Source organism: Rhodococcus ruber (genome assembly GCF_027270735.1).
In the GTDB taxonomy this organism is placed as follows: Bacteria; Actinomycetota; Actinomycetes; order Mycobacteriales; family Mycobacteriaceae; genus Rhodococcoides; species Rhodococcoides rubrum_A.
The window spans coordinates 145,545-163,523 of the sequence record NZ_JAPWIJ010000003.1 but is presented as its reverse complement, the minus strand read 5'-3'; the positions used below and the strand labels follow the sequence as shown (position 1 = coordinate 163,523).

The 17,979-nt window shown below is 65.1% G+C and carries 15 protein-coding genes; 8 read left to right on the top strand and 7 right to left on the bottom strand.

Features of this window, described 5'->3' with window-relative positions:
* Positions 1-12 precede the first annotated feature (12 nt).
* The 3 genes from O4220_RS07920 to O4220_RS07910 are packed head-to-tail and all read right to left on the bottom strand — an operon-like array spanning position 13 to position 3,851.
* Complete coding sequence (locus O4220_RS07920; RefSeq protein ID WP_269603110.1) at positions 13-2,067, bottom strand: PTS fructose transporter subunit IIABC; 2,055 nt, start codon at positions 2,065-2,067, stop codon at positions 13-15.
* Between the two features lie 9 nt (positions 2,068-2,076).
* On the bottom strand, positions 2,077-3,087 hold the full coding sequence (locus O4220_RS07915; protein ID WP_269603109.1) for a 1-phosphofructokinase family hexose kinase: 1,011 nt from the start codon (positions 3,085-3,087) through the stop codon (positions 2,077-2,079).
* Positions 3,084-3,851 (bottom strand): DeoR/GlpR family DNA-binding transcription regulator, encoded by a 768-nt coding sequence (locus tag O4220_RS07910; protein ID WP_269603108.1) that lies wholly within the window; start codon positions 3,849-3,851, stop codon positions 3,084-3,086. Before O4220_RS07910 ends, O4220_RS07915 begins: the two co-directional genes overlap by 4 nt.
* A gap of 171 nt (positions 3,852-4,022) precedes the next feature.
* Between O4220_RS07910 and ptsP the strand changes: the two genes are divergently transcribed.
* The 3 genes from ptsP to O4220_RS07895 all read left to right on the top strand — a co-directional run bounded on the left by ptsP (position 4,023) and on the right by O4220_RS07895 (position 8,341).
* Positions 4,023-5,759 (top strand): phosphoenolpyruvate--protein phosphotransferase, encoded by a 1,737-nt coding sequence (ptsP, locus tag O4220_RS07905; protein WP_269603107.1) that lies wholly within the window; start codon positions 4,023-4,025, stop codon positions 5,757-5,759.
* A gap of 21 nt (positions 5,760-5,780) precedes the next feature.
* Positions 5,781-7,052 (top strand): uracil-xanthine permease family protein, encoded by a 1,272-nt coding sequence (locus O4220_RS07900; protein ID WP_269603106.1) that lies wholly within the window; start codon positions 5,781-5,783, stop codon positions 7,050-7,052.
* A 146-nt stretch (positions 7,053-7,198) separates the two neighbouring features.
* Positions 7,199-8,341: an acyl-CoA dehydrogenase family protein gene (locus O4220_RS07895; RefSeq protein WP_269603105.1), complete on the top strand. Its 1,143-nt coding sequence runs from the start codon at positions 7,199-7,201 to the stop codon at positions 8,339-8,341.
* 76 nt (positions 8,342-8,417) lie between these two features.
* On the opposite strand, the gene lexA is transcribed toward O4220_RS07895, so the two are convergent.
* Positions 8,418-9,095, bottom strand: coding sequence for a transcriptional repressor LexA (gene lexA, locus O4220_RS07890; RefSeq protein WP_032377716.1), 678 nt, complete (start codon positions 9,093-9,095; stop codon positions 8,418-8,420).
* 379 nt (positions 9,096-9,474) lie between these two features.
* On the opposite strand from lexA, the gene O4220_RS07885 reads away from it, so the two are divergent.
* Both O4220_RS07885 and nrdR read left to right on the top strand, forming a co-directional pair.
* Positions 9,475-9,870: a hypothetical protein gene (locus tag O4220_RS07885; protein ID WP_269603104.1), complete on the top strand. Its 396-nt coding sequence runs from the start codon at positions 9,475-9,477 to the stop codon at positions 9,868-9,870.
* A 101-nt stretch (positions 9,871-9,971) separates the two neighbouring features.
* Positions 9,972-10,436: a transcriptional regulator NrdR gene (gene nrdR / locus O4220_RS07880; RefSeq protein ID WP_008716872.1), complete on the top strand. Its 465-nt coding sequence runs from the start codon at positions 9,972-9,974 to the stop codon at positions 10,434-10,436.
* A 38-nt stretch (positions 10,437-10,474) separates the two neighbouring features.
* Here the strand turns inward: nrdR and hrpA are convergent, their stop codons facing one another.
* A complete protein-coding gene (hrpA, locus tag O4220_RS07875; RefSeq protein ID WP_269603103.1) occupies positions 10,475-14,371 on the bottom strand; it encodes an ATP-dependent RNA helicase HrpA in 3,897 nt (1,298 codons plus the stop codon).
* Positions 14,372-14,447: 76 nt separating this feature from the next.
* Here hrpA and O4220_RS07870 point away from each other — a divergent pair, with 76 nt between their 5' ends.
* Positions 14,448-15,116, top strand: a complete 669-nt coding sequence (locus tag O4220_RS07870) for a Pr6Pr family membrane protein (protein WP_269603574.1) — start codon at positions 14,448-14,450, stop codon at positions 15,114-15,116.
* A gap of 3 nt (positions 15,117-15,119) precedes the next feature.
* Positions 15,120-16,391, top strand: coding sequence for an aspartate aminotransferase family protein (locus O4220_RS07865; protein ID WP_269603102.1), 1,272 nt, complete (start codon positions 15,120-15,122; stop codon positions 16,389-16,391).
* On the opposite strand, the gene O4220_RS07860 is transcribed toward O4220_RS07865, so the two are convergent.
* Positions 16,375-16,605 (bottom strand): hypothetical protein, encoded by a 231-nt coding sequence (locus O4220_RS07860; RefSeq protein WP_269603101.1) that lies wholly within the window; start codon positions 16,603-16,605, stop codon positions 16,375-16,377. The two genes, O4220_RS07865 and O4220_RS07860, sit on opposite strands and share 17 nt — an antisense overlap.
* Before the next feature lie 60 nt (positions 16,606-16,665).
* Between O4220_RS07860 and O4220_RS07855 the strand changes: the two genes are divergently transcribed.
* Positions 16,666-17,313: a hypothetical protein gene (locus O4220_RS07855; protein ID WP_269603100.1), complete on the top strand. Its 648-nt coding sequence runs from the start codon at positions 16,666-16,668 to the stop codon at positions 17,311-17,313.
* Here O4220_RS07855 and O4220_RS07850 read toward each other — a convergent pair.
* Positions 17,303-17,977 (bottom strand): PhzF family phenazine biosynthesis protein, encoded by a 675-nt coding sequence (locus O4220_RS07850; protein WP_269603099.1) that lies wholly within the window; start codon positions 17,975-17,977, stop codon positions 17,303-17,305. The genes O4220_RS07855 and O4220_RS07850 overlap by 11 nt on opposite strands.
* Positions 17,978-17,979 lie beyond the last annotated feature (2 nt).

Here is a 17,979-nt window from a genome sequence, read left to right as displayed (position 1 = left end):
TCGTAGCGAGTGTCAGACGGTGGCGAGTGCCGGATCGAGTTCGGCCTCGGTCGGGGCGTTCTTGCCCTTGACGAATTGCTTGGCCGAGACGACCAGGAACGCCGAGACAATGGTTCCGACGGCCAGAGACACGATGAACCACAGGATGTTCCCGATGGCGAAGAACACGAAGATTCCGCCGTGGGGCGCGCTGAGGGTGACGTTGAATGCCATGATCATGGCACCGGTGACTGCGCCACCGGCCATCATCGAGGGGATGACGCGGAACGGGTCGGCCGCAGCGAACGGAATTGCGCCCTCGGAGATGAATGCTGCGCCGAGGAACCAGGCAGCCTTGCCGTTCTCACGCTCGGCCTCGGTGAACAGACGCGAGCGAACGGTCGAAGCGAGTGCCATGGCCAGCGGCGGCACCATTCCTGCGGCCATGACAGCAGCCATGATGCGCAGAGATGCGGTGTCGGTGACCGACAGGCCCGCCGTCGCGAAGGCGTATGCAGCCTTGTTGACCGGTCCGCCGAGGTCGAAGCACATCATCAGGCCGAGAATGATGCCGAGGATGATGACCGACGAGCCGCTGAGTCCGTTGAGCCAGTCGGTCAGTCCACTGGTGATCGCGGCGAGTGGCTTGCCGAGCAGCAGGAACATGATCGCGCCGACGATGAGGGTGGCGAACAGCGGAATGATGACGACCGGCATGAGGCCACGCAGCACCGCGGGGATCTTCCACTTGCTGATCCACAGTGCGACGAAGCCGGCGATCAGACCACCGACGAGACCGCCGATGAAGCCTGCGCCCACCAGAACGGCGACGGCACCTGCAGTGAAGCCTGGAGCCAGACCTGGTCTGTCGGCAATCGCGTAGGAGATGTAGCCGGCCAGCGCGGGGACCAGGAAGCTGAACGAGAGTGCGCCGATCTGGAAGAGCACGGCACCGAGGTAAGTCGTCAATCCGCCGTCGGGAAGTGCGGTGATCGAGTTGTTGACGACGATGTCTTCGGCCACGCCGGAGATCTCGTATCCGCCGAGTAGGAAGCCGAGAGCGATCAGCAGACCGCCGGCGGCGACGAACGGAATCATGTAGCTGACGCCGGTCAGCAGGATCTGGCGGATCCGGGTGCCCCAGCCGAGTTCACCTGCGGAGTCGTTCGAGCCGGCAGCCACTGCGGTACCGCCGACGCGAGCTGCGTCCGGGTTCAGTGCAGCGCGCAGGGCTTCGGTGAGCATGACGTCGGGTTCGTTGATGGCGCGCTTGACGCCCGAGGAGATCACGGGCTTGCCGGCGAAACGCTCGCGGCCCTTGACGCCCACGTCGGTGGCGAAGATGACTGCTTCGGCACCGGCAATGATCGAAGGATCCAGCGGCGTGCTGCCGCTCGAGCCCTGGGTCTCGACGTGAACGGTGACTCCGGCGCGCTCGCCCGCTGCGACGAGTGAGTCGGCAGCCATGTAGGTGTGCGCAATTCCGGTGGGGCAGGCGGTGACCGCGACGATGTGCTTGGGCGCGGAGGTGGTTGTCGTCGCGGGGGTTGCCTCGGGTGCACTGTGCTTCGCGGTGTCGACCGGAGCAGCGGCGGCAGTGGCTGCAGCAGGCTTGGCAGCCGGGTTGATGACACCGTCGACGAGCGTGACGATCTCGGCGGCCGAGGACGCGTTGCGCAGTGAAGTGACGAACTCCGGCTTCACCAGTGCTCGGGCCAGGCTGGAGAGCAGCTTCATGTGCGCCGAACCGGCACCGGCCGGTGCCGCGATGAGGAAGACGAGGTCTGCGGGGCCGTCGGGCGCACCGAAATCGACCTTGGGATTCAGTCGGGCGAATCCGAGCGAAGCCGAAGTGACCGCCTCGGAGCGGCAGTGCGGGATGGCGATGCCGCCGGGCAAGCCGGTTGCCGACTGTGCTTCGCGAGCAAGTGCCGCGTCGCGCAGAGCATCGGTGTCGGTTGCGCGACCCGCGGAGGCGAGAACGCCTGCGAGGCGTTCGATAACGGCAGCTTTGGATTCGCCGAGATCTGCGTCGAGGAGGATCAGATCCTCGGCGATGATCGGCTGATCTTCGGTGGGGGTGGACATTGCGGACTCCTAGAGACGGTTCGAAGAAGGGGAGAGCGTGGACGGGGTGACGGAGGTGGGGATATCGAGCGCGCGAACCGTCACCGAATTCGGGTGGGTCTGCTCGGGCAATGGGAGCGTGGTGCCTGGTAGTGCGGTGGCTGCCGTTCCGTAGGCGACGGCTCGGCGGAGTTTGTCTGCGTCGGAGCAGTTCTCGGCATCGGCGAGGATGTAGCCGGCGAGCGAGGAATCGCCTGCACCGACCGTGCTGACCGCGGTGATCGGGGGCGGGCTGGCGTACCACGATCCGTCCTCGGTGACCAGTACGGCTCCGGCGCTGCCGAGCGTGGCAAGTACCGCGCCGACGCCTCGGCCGAGAAGAATTGTGCTGGCGGCGATTGCGGCAGTGGGGTCACCCTGTGCTGCAGCACTTTCCAGCTCCTCCGAATCGTAGCCGGTCAGTTGGGCAAGTTCCTCGGAATTCGGTTTCATCAAGTCCGGAGCAGATGCCGGGAAGGCCGCTGCGAGAGCAAGGAGCGGCTCGTCGGAGGTGTCGACGGCGACCTTCGCAGAGGTGGCCCGCAGTGCAACGACGAGCTCGGCGTACCAGTCGACAGGCAGGCCGGGCGGAAGAGAGCCCGACAGGACGACCCATTCGGCATCCGCTGCGAGAGTGAGGATCCGCTCGCGCAGTTCGGCGCGGGTCTGTTCCGATACCGTCGCGCCCGGCTCGTTGATCTTGGTGGTGGTACCACCGATCTCGCTGACCGTGATGTTGGTTCGGGCCAGCCCCGACGTCGGAACTGCCGAGTAGTGCACTCCTTTCGCGGCCATCGCGCCGAGCAGCGGGTCGCCGACGTTGGCCGGGAGAACGGCCAACGCCTCGACTCCGGATCCGCCGAGGACACGAGCGACGTTGACGCCCTTGCCTCCCGGGTCGGTGGCCGAGGTCGATGCCCGGTGTACGCCGCCGCGCACGAGCGGTGCGTCGAGTGTGACCGTGCGGTCGATGCTCGGGTTGGCCGTGAGAGTGACCATCATGCGATCACCACCTCGATTCCTTTGTCGCTGAGATTCTTACGGTCGTCGGTCGAGATGTCGCTGTCGGTGACTATGACGTCGATGGATTCCACTCGGGCAAAGCTCACCAGGTGCTCGCGGCCGATCTTCGACGAATCTGCCAGTACGACGACATGATTTGCCGCGTCGACCATCGCGCGCTTGACTGCTGCCTCGTCGCTGTCCGGCGTGGACAATCCGTGCCCGACGCTGATGGCGTTGGTGCCGATGAACGCGACGTCCACCCGTAGCCATTCGAGGGCCCGCAGAGCTTCGTCGCCGACGGCCGCCTGAGTGGTTCCGCGTACGCGTCCGCCGAGCAACCGAAGATTGATGCTCGGCATGGTGGCAGCTCGAGCGGCGATCGGTACCGAGTTGGTCACCAATGTCAGTTCGCGATCGTGTGGAAGCAGTCCTGCCAGCCGGCCCGTGGTGGTGCCGGCGTCGAACACCGCGCTGCCACCCACCGGCGGCAGGAAGGACAACGCCGCAGCTGCGATTGCGTCCTTCTGGTCTGCGCGAGTGAATTCTCGCTCGGAGACGCCGGGCTCGAGTGTGGTCAGTGCGGATGCGGGTACAGCTCCACCGTGGACGCGACGGACGACTCCCATTCGGTCGAGAGTGGCGAGGTCGCGCCGCACGGTCTCGGTGGTGACGCCGTACGTGGCAGAAAGATCGTTGACGGAGACGCGGCCGTGCGTACTGATCAGTTCGGCAATCGCGTGCTGTCGTTCTTCGGCGTACACCTGCGTCTCCTTCCCGGTCGATGTTGCTTTATGTTGTTTTACGCCCGTGTGTGTTGACATGTCAAGGCTTTGGAGTAATCTCGGTCACAACACAGGTGAGCAATTGAGTGCGCCACAGCTCGCCGAACAGTAAGAAGACCTTTTGTTCACGCAGGATCCGAGGAGGACCACATGACGGGATCGGTTAGCACCGCTTCGACCGGACACGCAGACACGACAGTCGATGCTGCCGGAACCGGAACCGGAGCAGCGCAGACGACACTGCGTGGGACACCCGTCGTGCCCGGTGTCGGATACGGTCCCGTCATTCGTCCCGGTGCCCGTCCGTCCATCCCCGCCGATACCGGCGAGGTGGCCGAGGCCGATCGGGAGTCCGAGAAGGCGGTGTTCGATGCCGCGGCGAATGCCGTCGCCACTCGATTGCGCGGACGCGCGGAGCTGGCGACGGGAGCCGCTTCGGAGGTTCTGTCGGCCAACGCCGCGATGGCCACCGACCGCGGATGGCTCGGTGCCGCTCGCGCCTCGATCGCCAAGGGCAGTTCTGCCGTCACCGCAACCGCTGCAGCCACCGAGAAGTTCGCTGCCATGTTCACGCAGCTCGGTGGCCTGATGGCCGAGCGAGTGACGGATCTACGCGACATCCGCGACCGCGTCATCGCCGAGATCCTGGGTGTTCCTGAGCCCGGTGTTCCCGTACCGGCCGAACCGTCGATCCTGTTCGCCGACGACCTTGCGCCGGCCGACACCGCAGGCCTCGACCCCACCCTGATCGTCGGACTGGCGACCTCGCTCGGAGGTCCGACCAGCCACACCGCGATCATCGCCCGCCAGCTCGGCATCCCGTGCATCGTCGCCGTGGCCGGCCTCGACGACATCGCCGCAGGTACGAACGCATCCGTCGACGGAACCAGCGGCCGCATCGACCTCGAACCCGACGCCGACTCGGCGCGCGCTGCCGTGGTCTCCGCCCGCGACGAGCTCGACCGAGTGTCCCAGTGGGTCGGTCCCGGTACCACCGCCGACGGCCATGAGGTCGACATCCTCGCCAACGTTCAGGACGGCGCGGGTGCGCGGGCAGCGCGATCGAGCGCAGCGGACGGAGTCGGTCTGTTCCGCACCGAACTGTGCTTCCTGGACCGCGATTCCGAACCCACTGTCGACGAGCAGGCCGAGATCTACGGCCAGGTGCTCGACGCATTCGCGGGCAAGAAGGTCGTCGTGCGCACCCTCGACGCCGGTTCGGACAAGCCGCTGAGGTTCGCCACCCATCCCGACGAGGCCAACCCGGCCCTGGGCATTCGTGGCATTCGCATCGCCGAGGCCGATCGCGGCATTCTGTACCGACAGCTCGACGGGATCGCAGCCGCCGCGAAGGCAACCGACTCGTCTCCGTGGGTCATGGCTCCGATGATCGCGACCGCGCAGGAAGCGAAGGACTTCGCCGCCGACGTCCGTGAGCGCGGGCTCACGCCGGGCGTCATGATCGAGGTGCCTGCTGCTGCCCTGCTCGCAGAACACATCCTCGAGCATGTGGATTTTCTGTCCATCGGCACCAACGACCTGGCCCAGTACACGATGGCCGCCGACCGGATGTCTGCTCAGCTCGCCGGTCTGACCGATCCGTGGCAGCCGGCGGTGCTGGCCCTGGTGGCGCACACCGCTGCCGCAGGAGCCAAGGCCGGAAAGCCGGTCGGCGTCTGCGGCGAGGCCGCTGCCGATCCGCTACTGGCCTGTGTGTTGGTCGGACTCGGCATCACCTCCCTGTCTGCAGCATCGGCCGCCGTCGCGCATGTGGGTTCCAAGCTCGCCACGGTCACGCTCGAACAGTGCCGGGCCGCAGCCGCGGCTGCCCTGAAGACCGACAGCACTGCCGCCGCCCGTGAGGCAGTGAGCGCGATCCTCGGCTGACCCAATAGTCTTTTCGCCATCATGAGAAATCTGGGTTGGACGCTGCACGGAAACGGAAAGACCGTCGAGGCCGGGGCGGTGGTGGCACCGGACGAGCGGTTGTCGTGGCCGCGCACCATCGGCATCGGGATGCAGCACGTCGTCGCGATGTTCGGTGCAACACTGCTCGTTCCGACGATCACCGGCTTCCCGGTCTCGACGACTCTGTTGTTCTCGGGCATCGGAACGGTGCTGTTCCTGCTCATCACCAGAGGGCGGGTGCCCAGCTATCTGGGGTCGTCCTTCGCATTCCTGGCACCGCTGGGTGCCACCCAGGCCAACGGCCCGGCCGCGCAGCTCGGTGCCGTCCTGTGCGTAGGTGTCGTGCTGGCGGCCATCGGCTTCGTGGTCAAATTCGCCGGTCGGCGGGTACTCGACGCCGCGATGCCGCCGGTGGTGACCGGTGCGGTGGTCGTGTTGATCGGGCTCAATCTGGCCCCGGCCGCCACAACATCGTTCGAGGCGCAGCCCTTGATCGCCGCAGTGACGCTGGTTGCCATTCTGCTGGCCACGGCCGTAGGACCGGGACTGCTGGGCCGGCTCGGGATTCTGCTCGGTGTCGTCGTGGGCTGGGTCTTCGCCGCCGTCACCGGCGGGATCGCGCAACCCCGACTCGACGCGCTGAGCGCCGCGAGCTGGATCGGTCTGCCCGAGTTCCGTGGACCGTCGTTCGAGCTGTCGGTGATCCTGGTGGCGTTGCCGGTGGTGATCGTCCTGGTGGCCGAGAACGTCGGACACGTCAAGGCAGTCGCGGCGATGACCGGCAAGAACCTCGACGACGTAGCCGGTGACGCGCTGATCGCCGACGGGTTGGCCACCACCCTGGCCGGAGCCGCCGGTGGCTCGGGCACCACCACGTACGCAGAGAACATCGGGGTCATGGCCGCCACCCGCGTTTATTCGACGGCCGCGTACTGGGTGGCGGCCATCACCGCGATAGTGCTGGCATTCTCGCCCAAGTTCGGGGCCCTGATCTTCACCGTCCCCGACGGCGTCATCGGGGGAGCGACCTTGGTTCTGTACGGACTCATCGGGCTACTGGGCGTGCGCATCTGGACCGACGCGAAGGTGGACTTCGCCGATCCGGTCAACCTGATCGTCGTCGCCGCGGCGCTCGTTGCTGGCATAGGCGACCTCACGCTGTCGGTCGGCTCGGTCGAACTCGGCGGTATCGCGTGGGGTTCGCTCGGCATCCTGGTCGGCTATCCGATCGTCTCGGCGCTCGCGAAAAGCACCGCTCACCGGCGGACTTAGCGGTCACGGATCGCGCACGTTTTGGTCATCGACCTCGGCTGCACCCCGAACGTACTGTGGGGTGGTGACGTCAGTCGCACCGACGACCGCTCTGTGACACCCCTTCTCGCGGTCGACGACGGTGCGCACCGAACAAGGAGATCTGCGTGGAACGCACACTTTTCGAGCCCGAGCACGAGCTGTTCCGGGAGTCGTACCGGAAGTTTCTCGAACAGCACGTAGCCCCCAATCATGCGAAGTGGGAAGAGCAGAACATCGTCGACCGCGGCGTCTGGGTCGAGGCCGGTAAGCAGGGCTTCCTCGGAACTGCCGCACCGGAGGAGTTCGGCGGCGGCGGCGTCAAGGACTTTCGGTACAACGCCATCGTCACCGAGGAAACCACTCGCGGCGGCTACAGCGGTATCGGCTTCACCCTGCACAACGACGTCGTCGCGCCGTACCTGATCGAGCTGGCGAACGACGAGCAGAAGCAGCGTTGGCTCCCCGGGTTCTGTTCGGGTGAGCTGATCACCGCGATCGCCATGACCGAGCCGGGTACCGGAAGCGACCTGCAGGGCATCAAGACCAAGGCTGTTCGCGACGGCGACGACTGGGTCCTGAACGGCTCGAAGACGTTCATCACCAACGGAATCAACGCCGATCTGATCATCGTCGTGGCCTGCACCGACCCCGAGAAGGGCGCCCAGGGCTTCAGCCTGCTGGTCGTCGAGCGCGACATGCCCGGTTTCGAGCGTGGCCGGAACCTCGACAAGATCGGCATGAAGGCCCAGGACACAGCCGAGCTCAGCTTCACCGACGTTCGCGTGCCCGCGGCCAACCTGCTCGGCGAAGAAGGCATGGGTTTCATCTACCTCATGCAGAATCTTCCTCAGGAACGGCTCTCGATCGCTGTTGTCGCCGCTGCTGCCATGGAATCGGCGTTGGACATGACCATCCAGTACTGCCGCGATCGCAAGGCCTTCGGCAAGTCGATCGGCAAGTTCCAGAACACCCGATTCGTGTTGGCGGAGTTGGCAACCGAAACCACTGCCACCCGCATCATGGTGGACAAGTTCATCGAACTGCTCAACGCAGACAAGCTGACCGTCCAGGAAGCCGCGATGGCGAAATGGTGGACCACCGAAAATCAGGTCAAGCTGATCGACCGGTGCCTGCAGCTGCACGGCGGCTATGGCTACATGAAGGAATACCCGATCGCCAAGGCGTACATGGATTCTCGTGTGCAGACCATCTACGGCGGCACCACCGAAATCATGAAGGAGATCATCGGCCGAGGATTGAATCTGTGATCCGCTGATCCGAAGAACGCAGAGGGCCGCAGCACACTGTGCTGCGGCCCTCTGCGTGTCACTTCGGTGACGATTACTACAGCTTGCGCATCACGGTGACGACCTTGCCGAGGATGGCAGCGTTGTTACCCGGGATCGGCTCGAACAGCGGGTTGTGCGGCAGCAGCCACACCTCGCCCTTGGACCGCTTGAACGTCTTGACGGTCGCTTCGCCGTCGATCATCGCGGCCACGATGTCTCCGTTGTCGGCCACGGACTGCTGACGGACCACGACCCAGTCACCGTCACAGATCGCCGCATCGATCATCGACTCTCCGACGACCTTGAGCAGGAACAGCGAACCCTGACCGACCAACTCGCGGGGGAGCGGAAAGACATCCTCGACGGCTTCTTCGGCCAGGATCGGTCCACCGGCAGCGATTCGTCCCAGAACCGGCACGAACGTGGGAGTGGGCAGGCGGTCCTGTTCCTCGGACGAACCGTCGACCGCAGCGGCAGCTTGGTCTGCCTGCACCTCGTCGAGGCCGCGAACGTCGACCGCGCGCGGTCGATTGGCGTCGCGCCGCAGGAATCCCTTCCGCTCCAGAGTGCGCAACTGATGGGCAACGGACGAGGTCGACGTCAGGCCGACGGCGTCGCCGATCTCGCGAATGCTGGGCGGGTAGCCGCGCTCGGTCACCGAAGCTCGGATGACTTCGAGTACCTTTCGCTGTCGCTCCGTCAGGCCGGCGCTGATGTCGGTGCCGACTTCCATGGCCTTGGGCGTCGGTTCCGCGGCAGGCTTCCCCGCAGCAGCCTTCGCGGGCGCGGAAGTGGTCGTCTTGGAACCCGTCGTCTTGGAACCCGTGGTCGACCTCGTCGAGGTCTGGTCCTTCATGCTGTCGGCCTCCTGCTGATGTCCTGGATCCGGTCTGCGTGGTTCGGTCTGCGCGGACTGGAGTTGATGGTGTCGACTCGTGTGGCGTGTGGTTTCTGACACGAATCTAGCGTGTATCAGCTGTTGAATCAAACATCTGTTCGACTCGTGTCGCGTTTTCTGCAGACTTTGTCGGAGGCGCGTGATAGAACTTCGAACAAGCGTCCATCGAACGCCTGATCGAAGAATCGATCCAACGAGCGAAGACGAGGTTCCGATGACCATCATCACCGATCGCCCTACCACCGCAGGTGTCCGTGCCCGGTCCACCGTCGTCGAGCGTCGTCGCCGTGCTCGTCCCGCGCTGCGGAGTTCCATCGAGACGCGCGGTGCGCTGGCGACTCCGTGCATGCCGGTTCTGGATCCGTCCTGGACCGACGTCACCGACCGCGAGGCCGCCGATCGAGAATTCGACGAGACCTCGGCGCACTTCGCCGGTCAGCCGGTCCGGATGCGATCGTCGATGCTGTGGGTGCTTGCCGTCGTCGTCGTTGCCGGTGGTTTGATCGGCATTGCGAACCTACGAGCCGCGTCAGCCGACGCAGGGGTGCAGCCGGCCGGCGTGGTCGAGGTTCACGACGGAGCTGTAGTCCAGTACGCGCCCGGCAGATGACCACCGGCCCCATCGCGCACGCCGGTGACTGAGTATCCTCGACTGACTGCTCCGACACGCATGTTCGACGTCGGCGCATCGGCTACGACGGAGGCTCCTTCATGCATTGCCCGTTCTGCAGGCATCCCGACTCACGCGTGGTCGACTCGCGTGAAATGGACGAGGGGCAAGCAATTCGGCGTCGTCGTTCCTGCCCGGAATGCGGTCGTCGATTCACGACCGTCGAGGCCGCAGTGCTCGCAGTCGTGAAGCGCAGCGGGGTCACCGAACCGTTCAGTCGTGAGAAGGTCGTCAAGGGGGTGCGCAGGGCCTGCCAGGGCAGAGATGTCGACAACGACGCATTGAATCTGTTGGCTCAGCAGGTGGAAGACGCCATCCGCGCCGCCGGTTCCGCCGAAATTCCCAGCAACGAGGTGGGGTTGGCCATTCTCGGTCCACTGCGCGACCTCGATGAAGTCGCGTATCTGCGATTTGCGTCCGTATATCGCTCGTTCAGCTCTGCTGAGGATTTCGAGAAGGAAATACACGAGCTGCGCAAGCACCGAGAGTCTGCCGACATCGACTGACGGCCCCAAGCGTGAGCGCGCCTGTGATGGCCAGCGCGTCAGCGCGCTTGATCGGAGATCGCTTTCTCGACGCGTTTCTCCGATACCGGATACGCAGTCCGAATTCCTTGCGCAAACAGCCCAACCCGCAATTCTTCGATCATCCAGAACAGCTCCTGCACGCCCGCGCTGTTCTTTCGGCTTTCCGGAAGCGAATCCAGCAGCCGTCCGTACGAGGCGTAGACGCGGTCGAGTACGTCCATCGCAGCGGCATCACGGCCCGCGCTGCTCGGAAGCGTGGCCAATCTCTTGGTCGCCGCACCGAGGTATCGGGGCAGATCTGCCAGTCTGCGAGAACCGAATTCGGTGACGAAGCCCCGAAAGACCAATCCTTCGAGCTGCTCGCGCACGTCCTCGGCAGGCTCACCCGATGCCGTATGCAATTGCCCCGATACGGCAAGAGCTGCAGTCAATACGGGGCGTACGAGGGCCAGTACCGCGGCGGTGCGCTGTGGAACCTCGGCATTGACCGATGCTCGAAGTTTCTCGAAAGCCTCCGGATCTCGAACAGGTCCACCGTGCGCGTCCATTGCTTCCTCGACCGCGAGAACTCGGCATTCCTCGAGGAGCGCGTCGACACCGCCGTACGGATTCTGGCCGAGGGCAAGGCGTTCGGCAGTCGGGAGACCGGCCAGCAGCGCTTTAGTACCTTTCGGTGCCGTCGACAACAGTAACGTCCGCGTTCCGGAGCGCATCGCTGCTCGCTGTTGGGCGGGGGTGCTCAGGACTCGAACCGCAACGCCCGGTCCTTCGGGCACCAACGCCGGGTACCCGGTGACCTTCTGTCCGCCGACATCACGGGTAACGGTCGACTCCAGTCGGCCCAGAGTGCCCGAGGTCCACGCGAGAGTCGGTGCGCGCTCCGCGTCGCCGACTGCGCTCGCAACCTGACGACCGACTTCGCCGGACAGACTGGTGCGCAGAACGGTCAGATCTTTGTTGCTACCCAACACCTTTCCGGTCGGGTCGACGGCCGCGAAGGTCATTCTCAGGTGGTCGGGCAGCGCCGCGGTGTCGAAGTCCTTCGCGGTGATGTGGCACTGTGCAGCCCGCGACAGCTCGCGTGCCAATGCCGTCACCAGAGTCTCCGCGCGAGGTCTCATGACCGCCAGCGCCGCGGCGGCGAAATCGGGGGCAGGAACAACGTTGCGGCGCAGAGCTTTCGGGAGCGACTTGATCAGTGCCGTCACCAACTCCGCGCGCATCCCCGGAACCAGCCAATCGAACCCCACCGGCTGAACCTGAGCGAGCAGCGCTATCGGAATTCGTGCGGTGACCCCGTCGGCGGCCGTACCCGGCTCGAACTGGTAGGTCAGCGGAAACTGGATCTCACCCTGTCGCCACGCGTCGGGATACGCGCCGGTGAGCACCGAGGCCGCGTCGGAGTTGACGACTGTGTCCGTCGTGAAGTCCAGCAGGGACGGGTCCTGCCGACGGGCCTTTTTCCACCACGTGTCGAAGTGTCGCGCCGACACCGCTTCCGGGGCGATACGCGCATCGTAGAAGTCGAACAGTGCGTCGTCGTCGACGACGATGTCGCGTCGCCGAGCACGGTGTTCGAGTTCACCGACGTCGTCCAGTAGAGCCCGGTTCTTGTGGAAGAACGCATGCTGGGTCTTCCATTCGCCCTCCACCAATGCGTGTCTGATGAACAACTCCCGTGACGCCTCGGCGTCGATGCGGTGATAGTTCACCGGTCGCTGCGTGACCAACGGAATGCCGTACAGCGTCACCCGCTCGTACGCCATCGCGGATTCGCGCTTGATGGACCAGTGCGGTTCCGAGTACGTCCGCTTGACCAGGTGCGGTGCGAGCCGCTCGGCCCATTCGGGTTCGATGCGAGCGGCCATCCGGCCCCACAGACGTCCGGTCTCCACCAGTTCGGCGGCCATGACCCACCGCGGAGGCTTCTTGAACAGCCCGGACCCGGGAAAGATCGCGAAGTGCGCTCCGCGTGCGCCCAGGAACTCGCGCTTGTCGCCCTCTCTGAGTCCGACGTGGGAGAGCAGGCCTGACAGCAGTGATTGGTGCAGAGCAGTCTCGGTGGAGTCGGCATCGGGCACCGTCCAGCCGAGGCCACGGGTGATCTGACGGAGTTGGCCGTGTAGATCCTGCCACTCGCGAATGCGCAGGTAGTGCAGAAACTCGGTGCGGCACATGCGCCGGAACTGGTTGGACGACAGCTCGTTACGTTGTTCGCGCAGATAGGTCCACAATTTGACGTAGGCCAGGAAGTCCGAGTTCTCGACTGCGAAGCGGGCGTGTTTTTCGTCCGCAGCCTGCTGATGTTCGGCGGGCCGCTCCCGGACGTCCTGAATCGACAGGGCCGCCACCACCACCAGCGCGTCCCGCAGCGACCCGTTGCCGTTGGCCTCGACCAACATTCGGGCCATTCGTGGATCGACCGGCAGCGCCGAGAGTTCGCGGCCGATGGGGGTGAGTTCCGCGGTGCCGTCCTTGCTGGCCGGCTTCAGCGCTCCCAGTTCTTCGAGTAGGCCGATGCCGTCCCGAATGCTGCGTGGGTCCGGCGGCTCGACGAACGGGAAGGCGTCGATCTTGCCGAGCCCGAGGGCGGTCATCTGCAAAATGACCGACGCCAGGTTGGTGCGCAGGATCTCCGGCTCGGTGAACTGCGGCCGCGACTCGAAATCTTCCTCCGAATACAACCGGATGCAGATGCCGTCGGCGACGCGGCCGCAGCGGCCGGCTCGTTGCCGCGCCGACGCTTGGGAGATCGGTTCGATGGGTAGTCGTTGCACCTTGGTGCGCAACGAGTATCGCGAGATTCGAGCCGTGCCGGGATCGACGACGTAGCGAATGCCGGGAACTGTCAACGATGTCTCCGCAACGTTCGTCGAGAGCACCACGCGTCGGCCCGAGTGCGGTGAGAACACCCGATGCTGTTCCGCCGCAGACAGTCTCGCGTACAGCGGTACGATTTCGGTATTGCGCAGATTGCGGTCGTTCAATGCGTCCGCGGTGTCGCGGATCTCGCGCTCACCGGACAGGAACACCAGAATGTCGCCGTCGCCCTCGGCCATCAACTCGTCGACTGCCTGGCAGGTGGCGTCGACAGGATCGAGGTCGATCGTGGTGTCACCCGCGTCGACGGTCAGTGGCCTGTACCGCATTTCGACCGGGAACGTGCGGCCGGAAACCTCGATGATCGGGGCGGGTACGCCGCCGCGGGCGAAGTGTTGGGCAAACCGTTCCGGATCGATCGTCGCCGAGGTGATGATGATCTTGAGATCGGGTCGCCGGGGGAGTAGCTGCGCGAGGTAACCCAGAATGAAGTCGATGTTGAGGCTGCGCTCGTGGGCCTCGTCGATGATGAGGGTGTCGTACTGGCGAAGCAGTCTGTCTCGCTGGATCTCGGCCAGGAGAATACCGTCGGTCATCAGCTTGACGAGGGTCGAATCCGACGACTGATCGGTGAATCTCACCTTGTAGCCGATGGATTCCCCCAGTGGCTCACCGACTTCCTCGGCGATGCGCTCGGCTACCGTACGAGCGGCGAGCCGGCGCGGTTGGGTGTGACCGATCGACCCTCGAATACCGCGACCGAGTGCGAGGCAGATCTTCGGAATCTGGGTGGTCTTACCCGAGCCGGTTTCACCGGCGACGATCACGACCTGATGCTCGGCGATAGCGGCGGAGATGTCGTCCTTGCGGAGACTGACCGGAAGCGACTCGGGAAAATCGAGCGTGGGTACCGCGGCTCTGCGATGGGCGACCACGGCTTCGGCGCGAGCGACATCGCGTTCGAGAGCGGCGAACGCGTCGTCGGTGCGGGCCTTGTCCAGTCGCCGCCGCAGCCGATTCTCGTCGCGGATGGTGACGTCTGCCAGACGTGTTGCGAGAGACTTGCGCTGACCGGACGGATTCGAGGTAGACATACTCACACCAGGATATCCGTATCGACTCAACCTTCGTGAATGCCGGCCGCGACTGTGCCAGGATCGCCGCATGAGCATGTCGCACGATGCGACCGCGGAACCACGCACGCCGGTACCGATCAGGACGCTGCGGGTGCTGTTCGCGGCCCTCACCGCCGCGGCGCTCGTGTCCATCGTCCTGAACGGGCTTGGCTCCCCGACATTCTCGTTGGTCAATTACTTCAGCTACTTCACCGTGATCAGCAACGTCCTGACGGTGCTCGTACTCATCGTGGGCGGCGTGATCGATCCGCGGTCTCCGGGATGGCAGCTCTTGCGCGGAGCAGTGACGCTGTACATGGTGATCACCGGCATCATCTACGCGGTCCTTCTCGCGAACATCGACGTGGGCGTCGCGGATCCGTGGACCAACAACGTGGTGCATCGCATCATGCCCGTGGTGCTTCTGCTCGACTGGATTCTCGCTTCACCGCGGCGGCAGATCTCCGAGACGCGCAGTCTGACGTGGTTGCTGTTCCCGCTGATCTACGGGATCTACACCTTGGTCCGTGGACCCGTCGTCGACTGGTATCCCTACCCGTTCCTCGATCCGCGCAGTCAGGGATATCTCGCTCTGACTGTCGGGCTTGTCGTTCTCACCGTCGCCTTCGCGCTGATGGCGCTGGCGGTGAATGCCGTCGGGCGGCTCGCGGGACGGTGGAGGTATGGAGCGAACTCGATCGAGAAAGACTCCACTACTGTGTAGCGCATGTCTTCCGACCTGGATCCAGCAGCCGAGCGAACCTCCACCACGCACTCGTCCGCGCTGTGGCACGGCTTCGCCGACATGGGCGCCGTCACCGCCAGCGGCCCGTTCGTCGTGTCGCGAGGCGAGGGTGCGTACATCTTCGACAACGAGGGCACGAAGTATCTCGACGCCACCGCCGGCCTGTGGTTCACCAACGTCGGCCACGGACGTCGGGAGATCGCCGACGCTGTCGCCACACAGCTGAGCTCGATTGCCCATTACTCGAACTTCGGCGACTTCGTTCCCGAGACCACGCTGGCTCTGGCCGATCGCCTCGCCGCCATCGCGCCGGTCCCGGGCAGCAAGATCTTCTTCACCTCGGGTGGATCGGACTCGATCGACACCGCCGCGAAGCTCGCACGCCGCTACTGGGTCGAAATGGGACAACCGTCCAAGAAGCTGATCGTCGGTCGGCAGAAGGCATACCACGGCATGCACGTCGCAGGCACCTCGCTGGCCGGCATCCCGGTCAACAAGGAGAACTACGGCGAGCTCATGGCCGACGCCAGGACGGTCTCGTGGGACGACGCGAAGTCACTGCTCGCGCTGATCGAGGAGGTCGGTGCCGAGAATGTGGCTGCCTTCTTCTGCGAGCCGGTGATCGGAGCAGGCGGAATCTACTTGCCGCCCGAGGGCTACCTGCGCGAGGTTCGGCAGATCTGCCGCGACAACGACGTCCTGTTCGTGGCCGACGAAGTGGTCACCGGGTTCGGACGCATCGGCGGTAGCTGGTTCGCGTCGACGCGTTTCGAGCTCGAACCCGATCTGATGACGACGGCCAAGGGGCTGACGTCGGGCTACGTGCCCATGGGTGCCGTGTTCATCGCACCGAAGATCGCCGAACCGTTCTTCGCAGGCGGAGTCTGGTGGCGTCACGGCTACACCTACGGCGGCCACGCCGGCGCGGCCGCCGCGGCAATGGCCAACCTCGACATCATCGAGCGCGAAGAACTGTTGACGCACTCCAAGCGCATCGAAGCCGCACTGCACACGCACCTCGCGCCACTGGCCGAACACGATCGGGTCTCGGAAATCCGCAGCGGAATCGGCGCGGTTGCCGCAGTTCAGCTCGCCGACCCGGCCGAGGCGCTACCGTTCGTCAAAACACTGCGTGCGCATGGGGTTTCGGGCCGCGCCGCCGGTCAGGGTGCGATGCAGATATCGCCGGCATTCGTCATGACGGACGCCGAGATCGAAGAGATGGCCGCGCGAATCCTCAGCGCCCTCGGCTGAACCGGAGCCTGTTGCGCAGCTGCTGCCCGCGCGAGAGCGGGGGAGCAGCTGTCGGTTCCGGCTCACCCGAGAGTGCCGCGAATCGCTGGTGTAGCTGATCGCGTACTTCGTTCGGCGCGTAGGCGCGCCGCTTGCGCTCGGACCGCACCACCAGCGCCCCGGTAGCCGCGACACCGGCCATCCCGGCGAGGCCGAGAGCTTTCCACACGTTCATTCGGCAACCGTACCGTCACGACGTGCAGTTGCCGATCCGCCAAGACCTAGGGTGAGAGGCATGAACCCGTCTCGAATCAGCCTCGATACCGCCGTCGATGCCACCAGGACGGGCGACATCTGGATCTTCCGCGGAGAGTCGACGGCCGATCGTGCAATTCAGGCGCTGACCAACAGCCCGGTCAATCACGTCGGAATGGCCGTCGTCATCGACGACCTGCCGCCACTGATGTGGCACGCAGAACTTGGAAAGTCGTTGCAGGACATGTGGACCGGTAACTTTCAGCGCGGTGTGCAGCTCCACGATCTGCGCGCGGCCGTCACCCAGTGGGCCACGAAGTACCAACAGCTTTGCTGGCTGCGGCAATTGGACGAGACCGTCACGAAGGACCAGGAAGATGCGCTGCTGCGCACGATAGCTCGCATGGACGGAACTGCGTTTCCCACCACGGCCGCGCTCGCCGGTCGGTGGTTCCGGGGGCGGGTGCCTACATTGCGGCGACAACACGAGCAGGACGGACCCACCCTCGAAACCGCCTATTGCGCGGAGGTGGTCGCCATGACATACGACTCGATGGGATTGCTCACCGGCAACAAGAAGGCCAATTGGTTCGACCCCGGAAAGTTCTGGAGCGGCGACCGACTCCCACTGGCTGCGGGCATCCGGCTGGGCGAGGAAATCGAAGTGGACGTGCCGCTCACACCGTGACCGACGCGTCGGTCACGGTGTGTCCGCCCAGTTCCACCCATCCGTCGTCGTCGACCGTGGTGCGCAACCGCGAGCCTGCTCCCTGCACGATGCGGAGACCGCGGCCGAGTTCCCCGGTGAGCCGGACGGCGGCGGCACCGGTCGCCTCGTCCTCGGCGATACCCATCATGGGGGCGAACATGCGCGATCGCAGCGCCCCGTCCTTCTCGTCGGTCCAGGCCCAGACATAGTGGTGCCCACTGACGTAGGCGCTCGGATCGTCCGCGGCCACCTCGGCGGCATCGCGAACCTGATGGAACGTGAAGTCCGGAGCCCAGTCGGCGCGGGCGCGAACCCAGGTGTCGTCGCCGTCGTACCGGATGCTCAACGGCGCAGCGGGAACGGCGAGGGTGCTCACCGGATGATCGTGCTCGCGGAGCCACCAGGACAGTCCCACAGTGGGGTGTCCGGCGAAGGGCAGCTCGACCGCCGGGGTGTAGATGGTTGCCGACGCTGTACCCGGTTCGGTGAGTTCGACGAACACCGTCTCACTGAAGCCGAGTTCAGCGGCGAACTGCTGCCGGTCGCCCTCCGCAACGGCGTCGGCGGCGACGATCCCGAGGGGGTTGCCGAACCTGCCCTGAGGATCGGTGAAGACTCGGACGACGGACACCTCGACAGCCATGC

Coding starts and splice junctions, on each gene's coding strand:
- lexA (WP_032377716.1), bottom strand. CDS start 9,095: ATGGAAGTCGGCACCGACATCAGCGCCGGCCTGACGGAGCGACAGCGA.
- O4220_RS07850 (WP_269603099.1), bottom strand. CDS start 17,977: ATGGCTGTCGAGGTGTCCGTCGTCCGAGTCTTCACCGATCCTCAGGGC.
- nrdR (WP_008716872.1), top strand. CDS start 9,972: ATGCATTGCCCGTTCTGCAGGCATCCCGACTCACGCGTGGTCGACTCG.
- O4220_RS07885 (WP_269603104.1), top strand. CDS start 9,475: ATGACCATCATCACCGATCGCCCTACCACCGCAGGTGTCCGTGCCCGG.
- hrpA (WP_269603103.1), bottom strand. CDS start 14,371: ATGTCTACCTCGAATCCGTCCGGTCAGCGCAAGTCTCTCGCAACACGT.
- O4220_RS07900 (WP_269603106.1), top strand. CDS start 5,781: ATGAGAAATCTGGGTTGGACGCTGCACGGAAACGGAAAGACCGTCGAG.
- O4220_RS07920 (WP_269603110.1), bottom strand. CDS start 2,067: ATGTCCACCCCCACCGAAGATCAGCCGATCATCGCCGAGGATCTGATC.
- O4220_RS07860 (WP_269603101.1), bottom strand. CDS start 16,605: ATGAACGTGTGGAAAGCTCTCGGCCTCGCCGGGATGGCCGGTGTCGCG.
- O4220_RS07870 (WP_269603574.1), top strand. CDS start 14,448: ATGTCGCACGATGCGACCGCGGAACCACGCACGCCGGTACCGATCAGG.
- O4220_RS07915 (WP_269603109.1), bottom strand. CDS start 3,087: ATGATGGTCACTCTCACGGCCAACCCGAGCATCGACCGCACGGTCACA.
- ptsP (WP_269603107.1), top strand. CDS start 4,023: ATGACGGGATCGGTTAGCACCGCTTCGACCGGACACGCAGACACGACA.
- O4220_RS07855 (WP_269603100.1), top strand. CDS start 16,666: ATGAACCCGTCTCGAATCAGCCTCGATACCGCCGTCGATGCCACCAGG.
- O4220_RS07865 (WP_269603102.1), top strand. CDS start 15,120: ATGTCTTCCGACCTGGATCCAGCAGCCGAGCGAACCTCCACCACGCAC.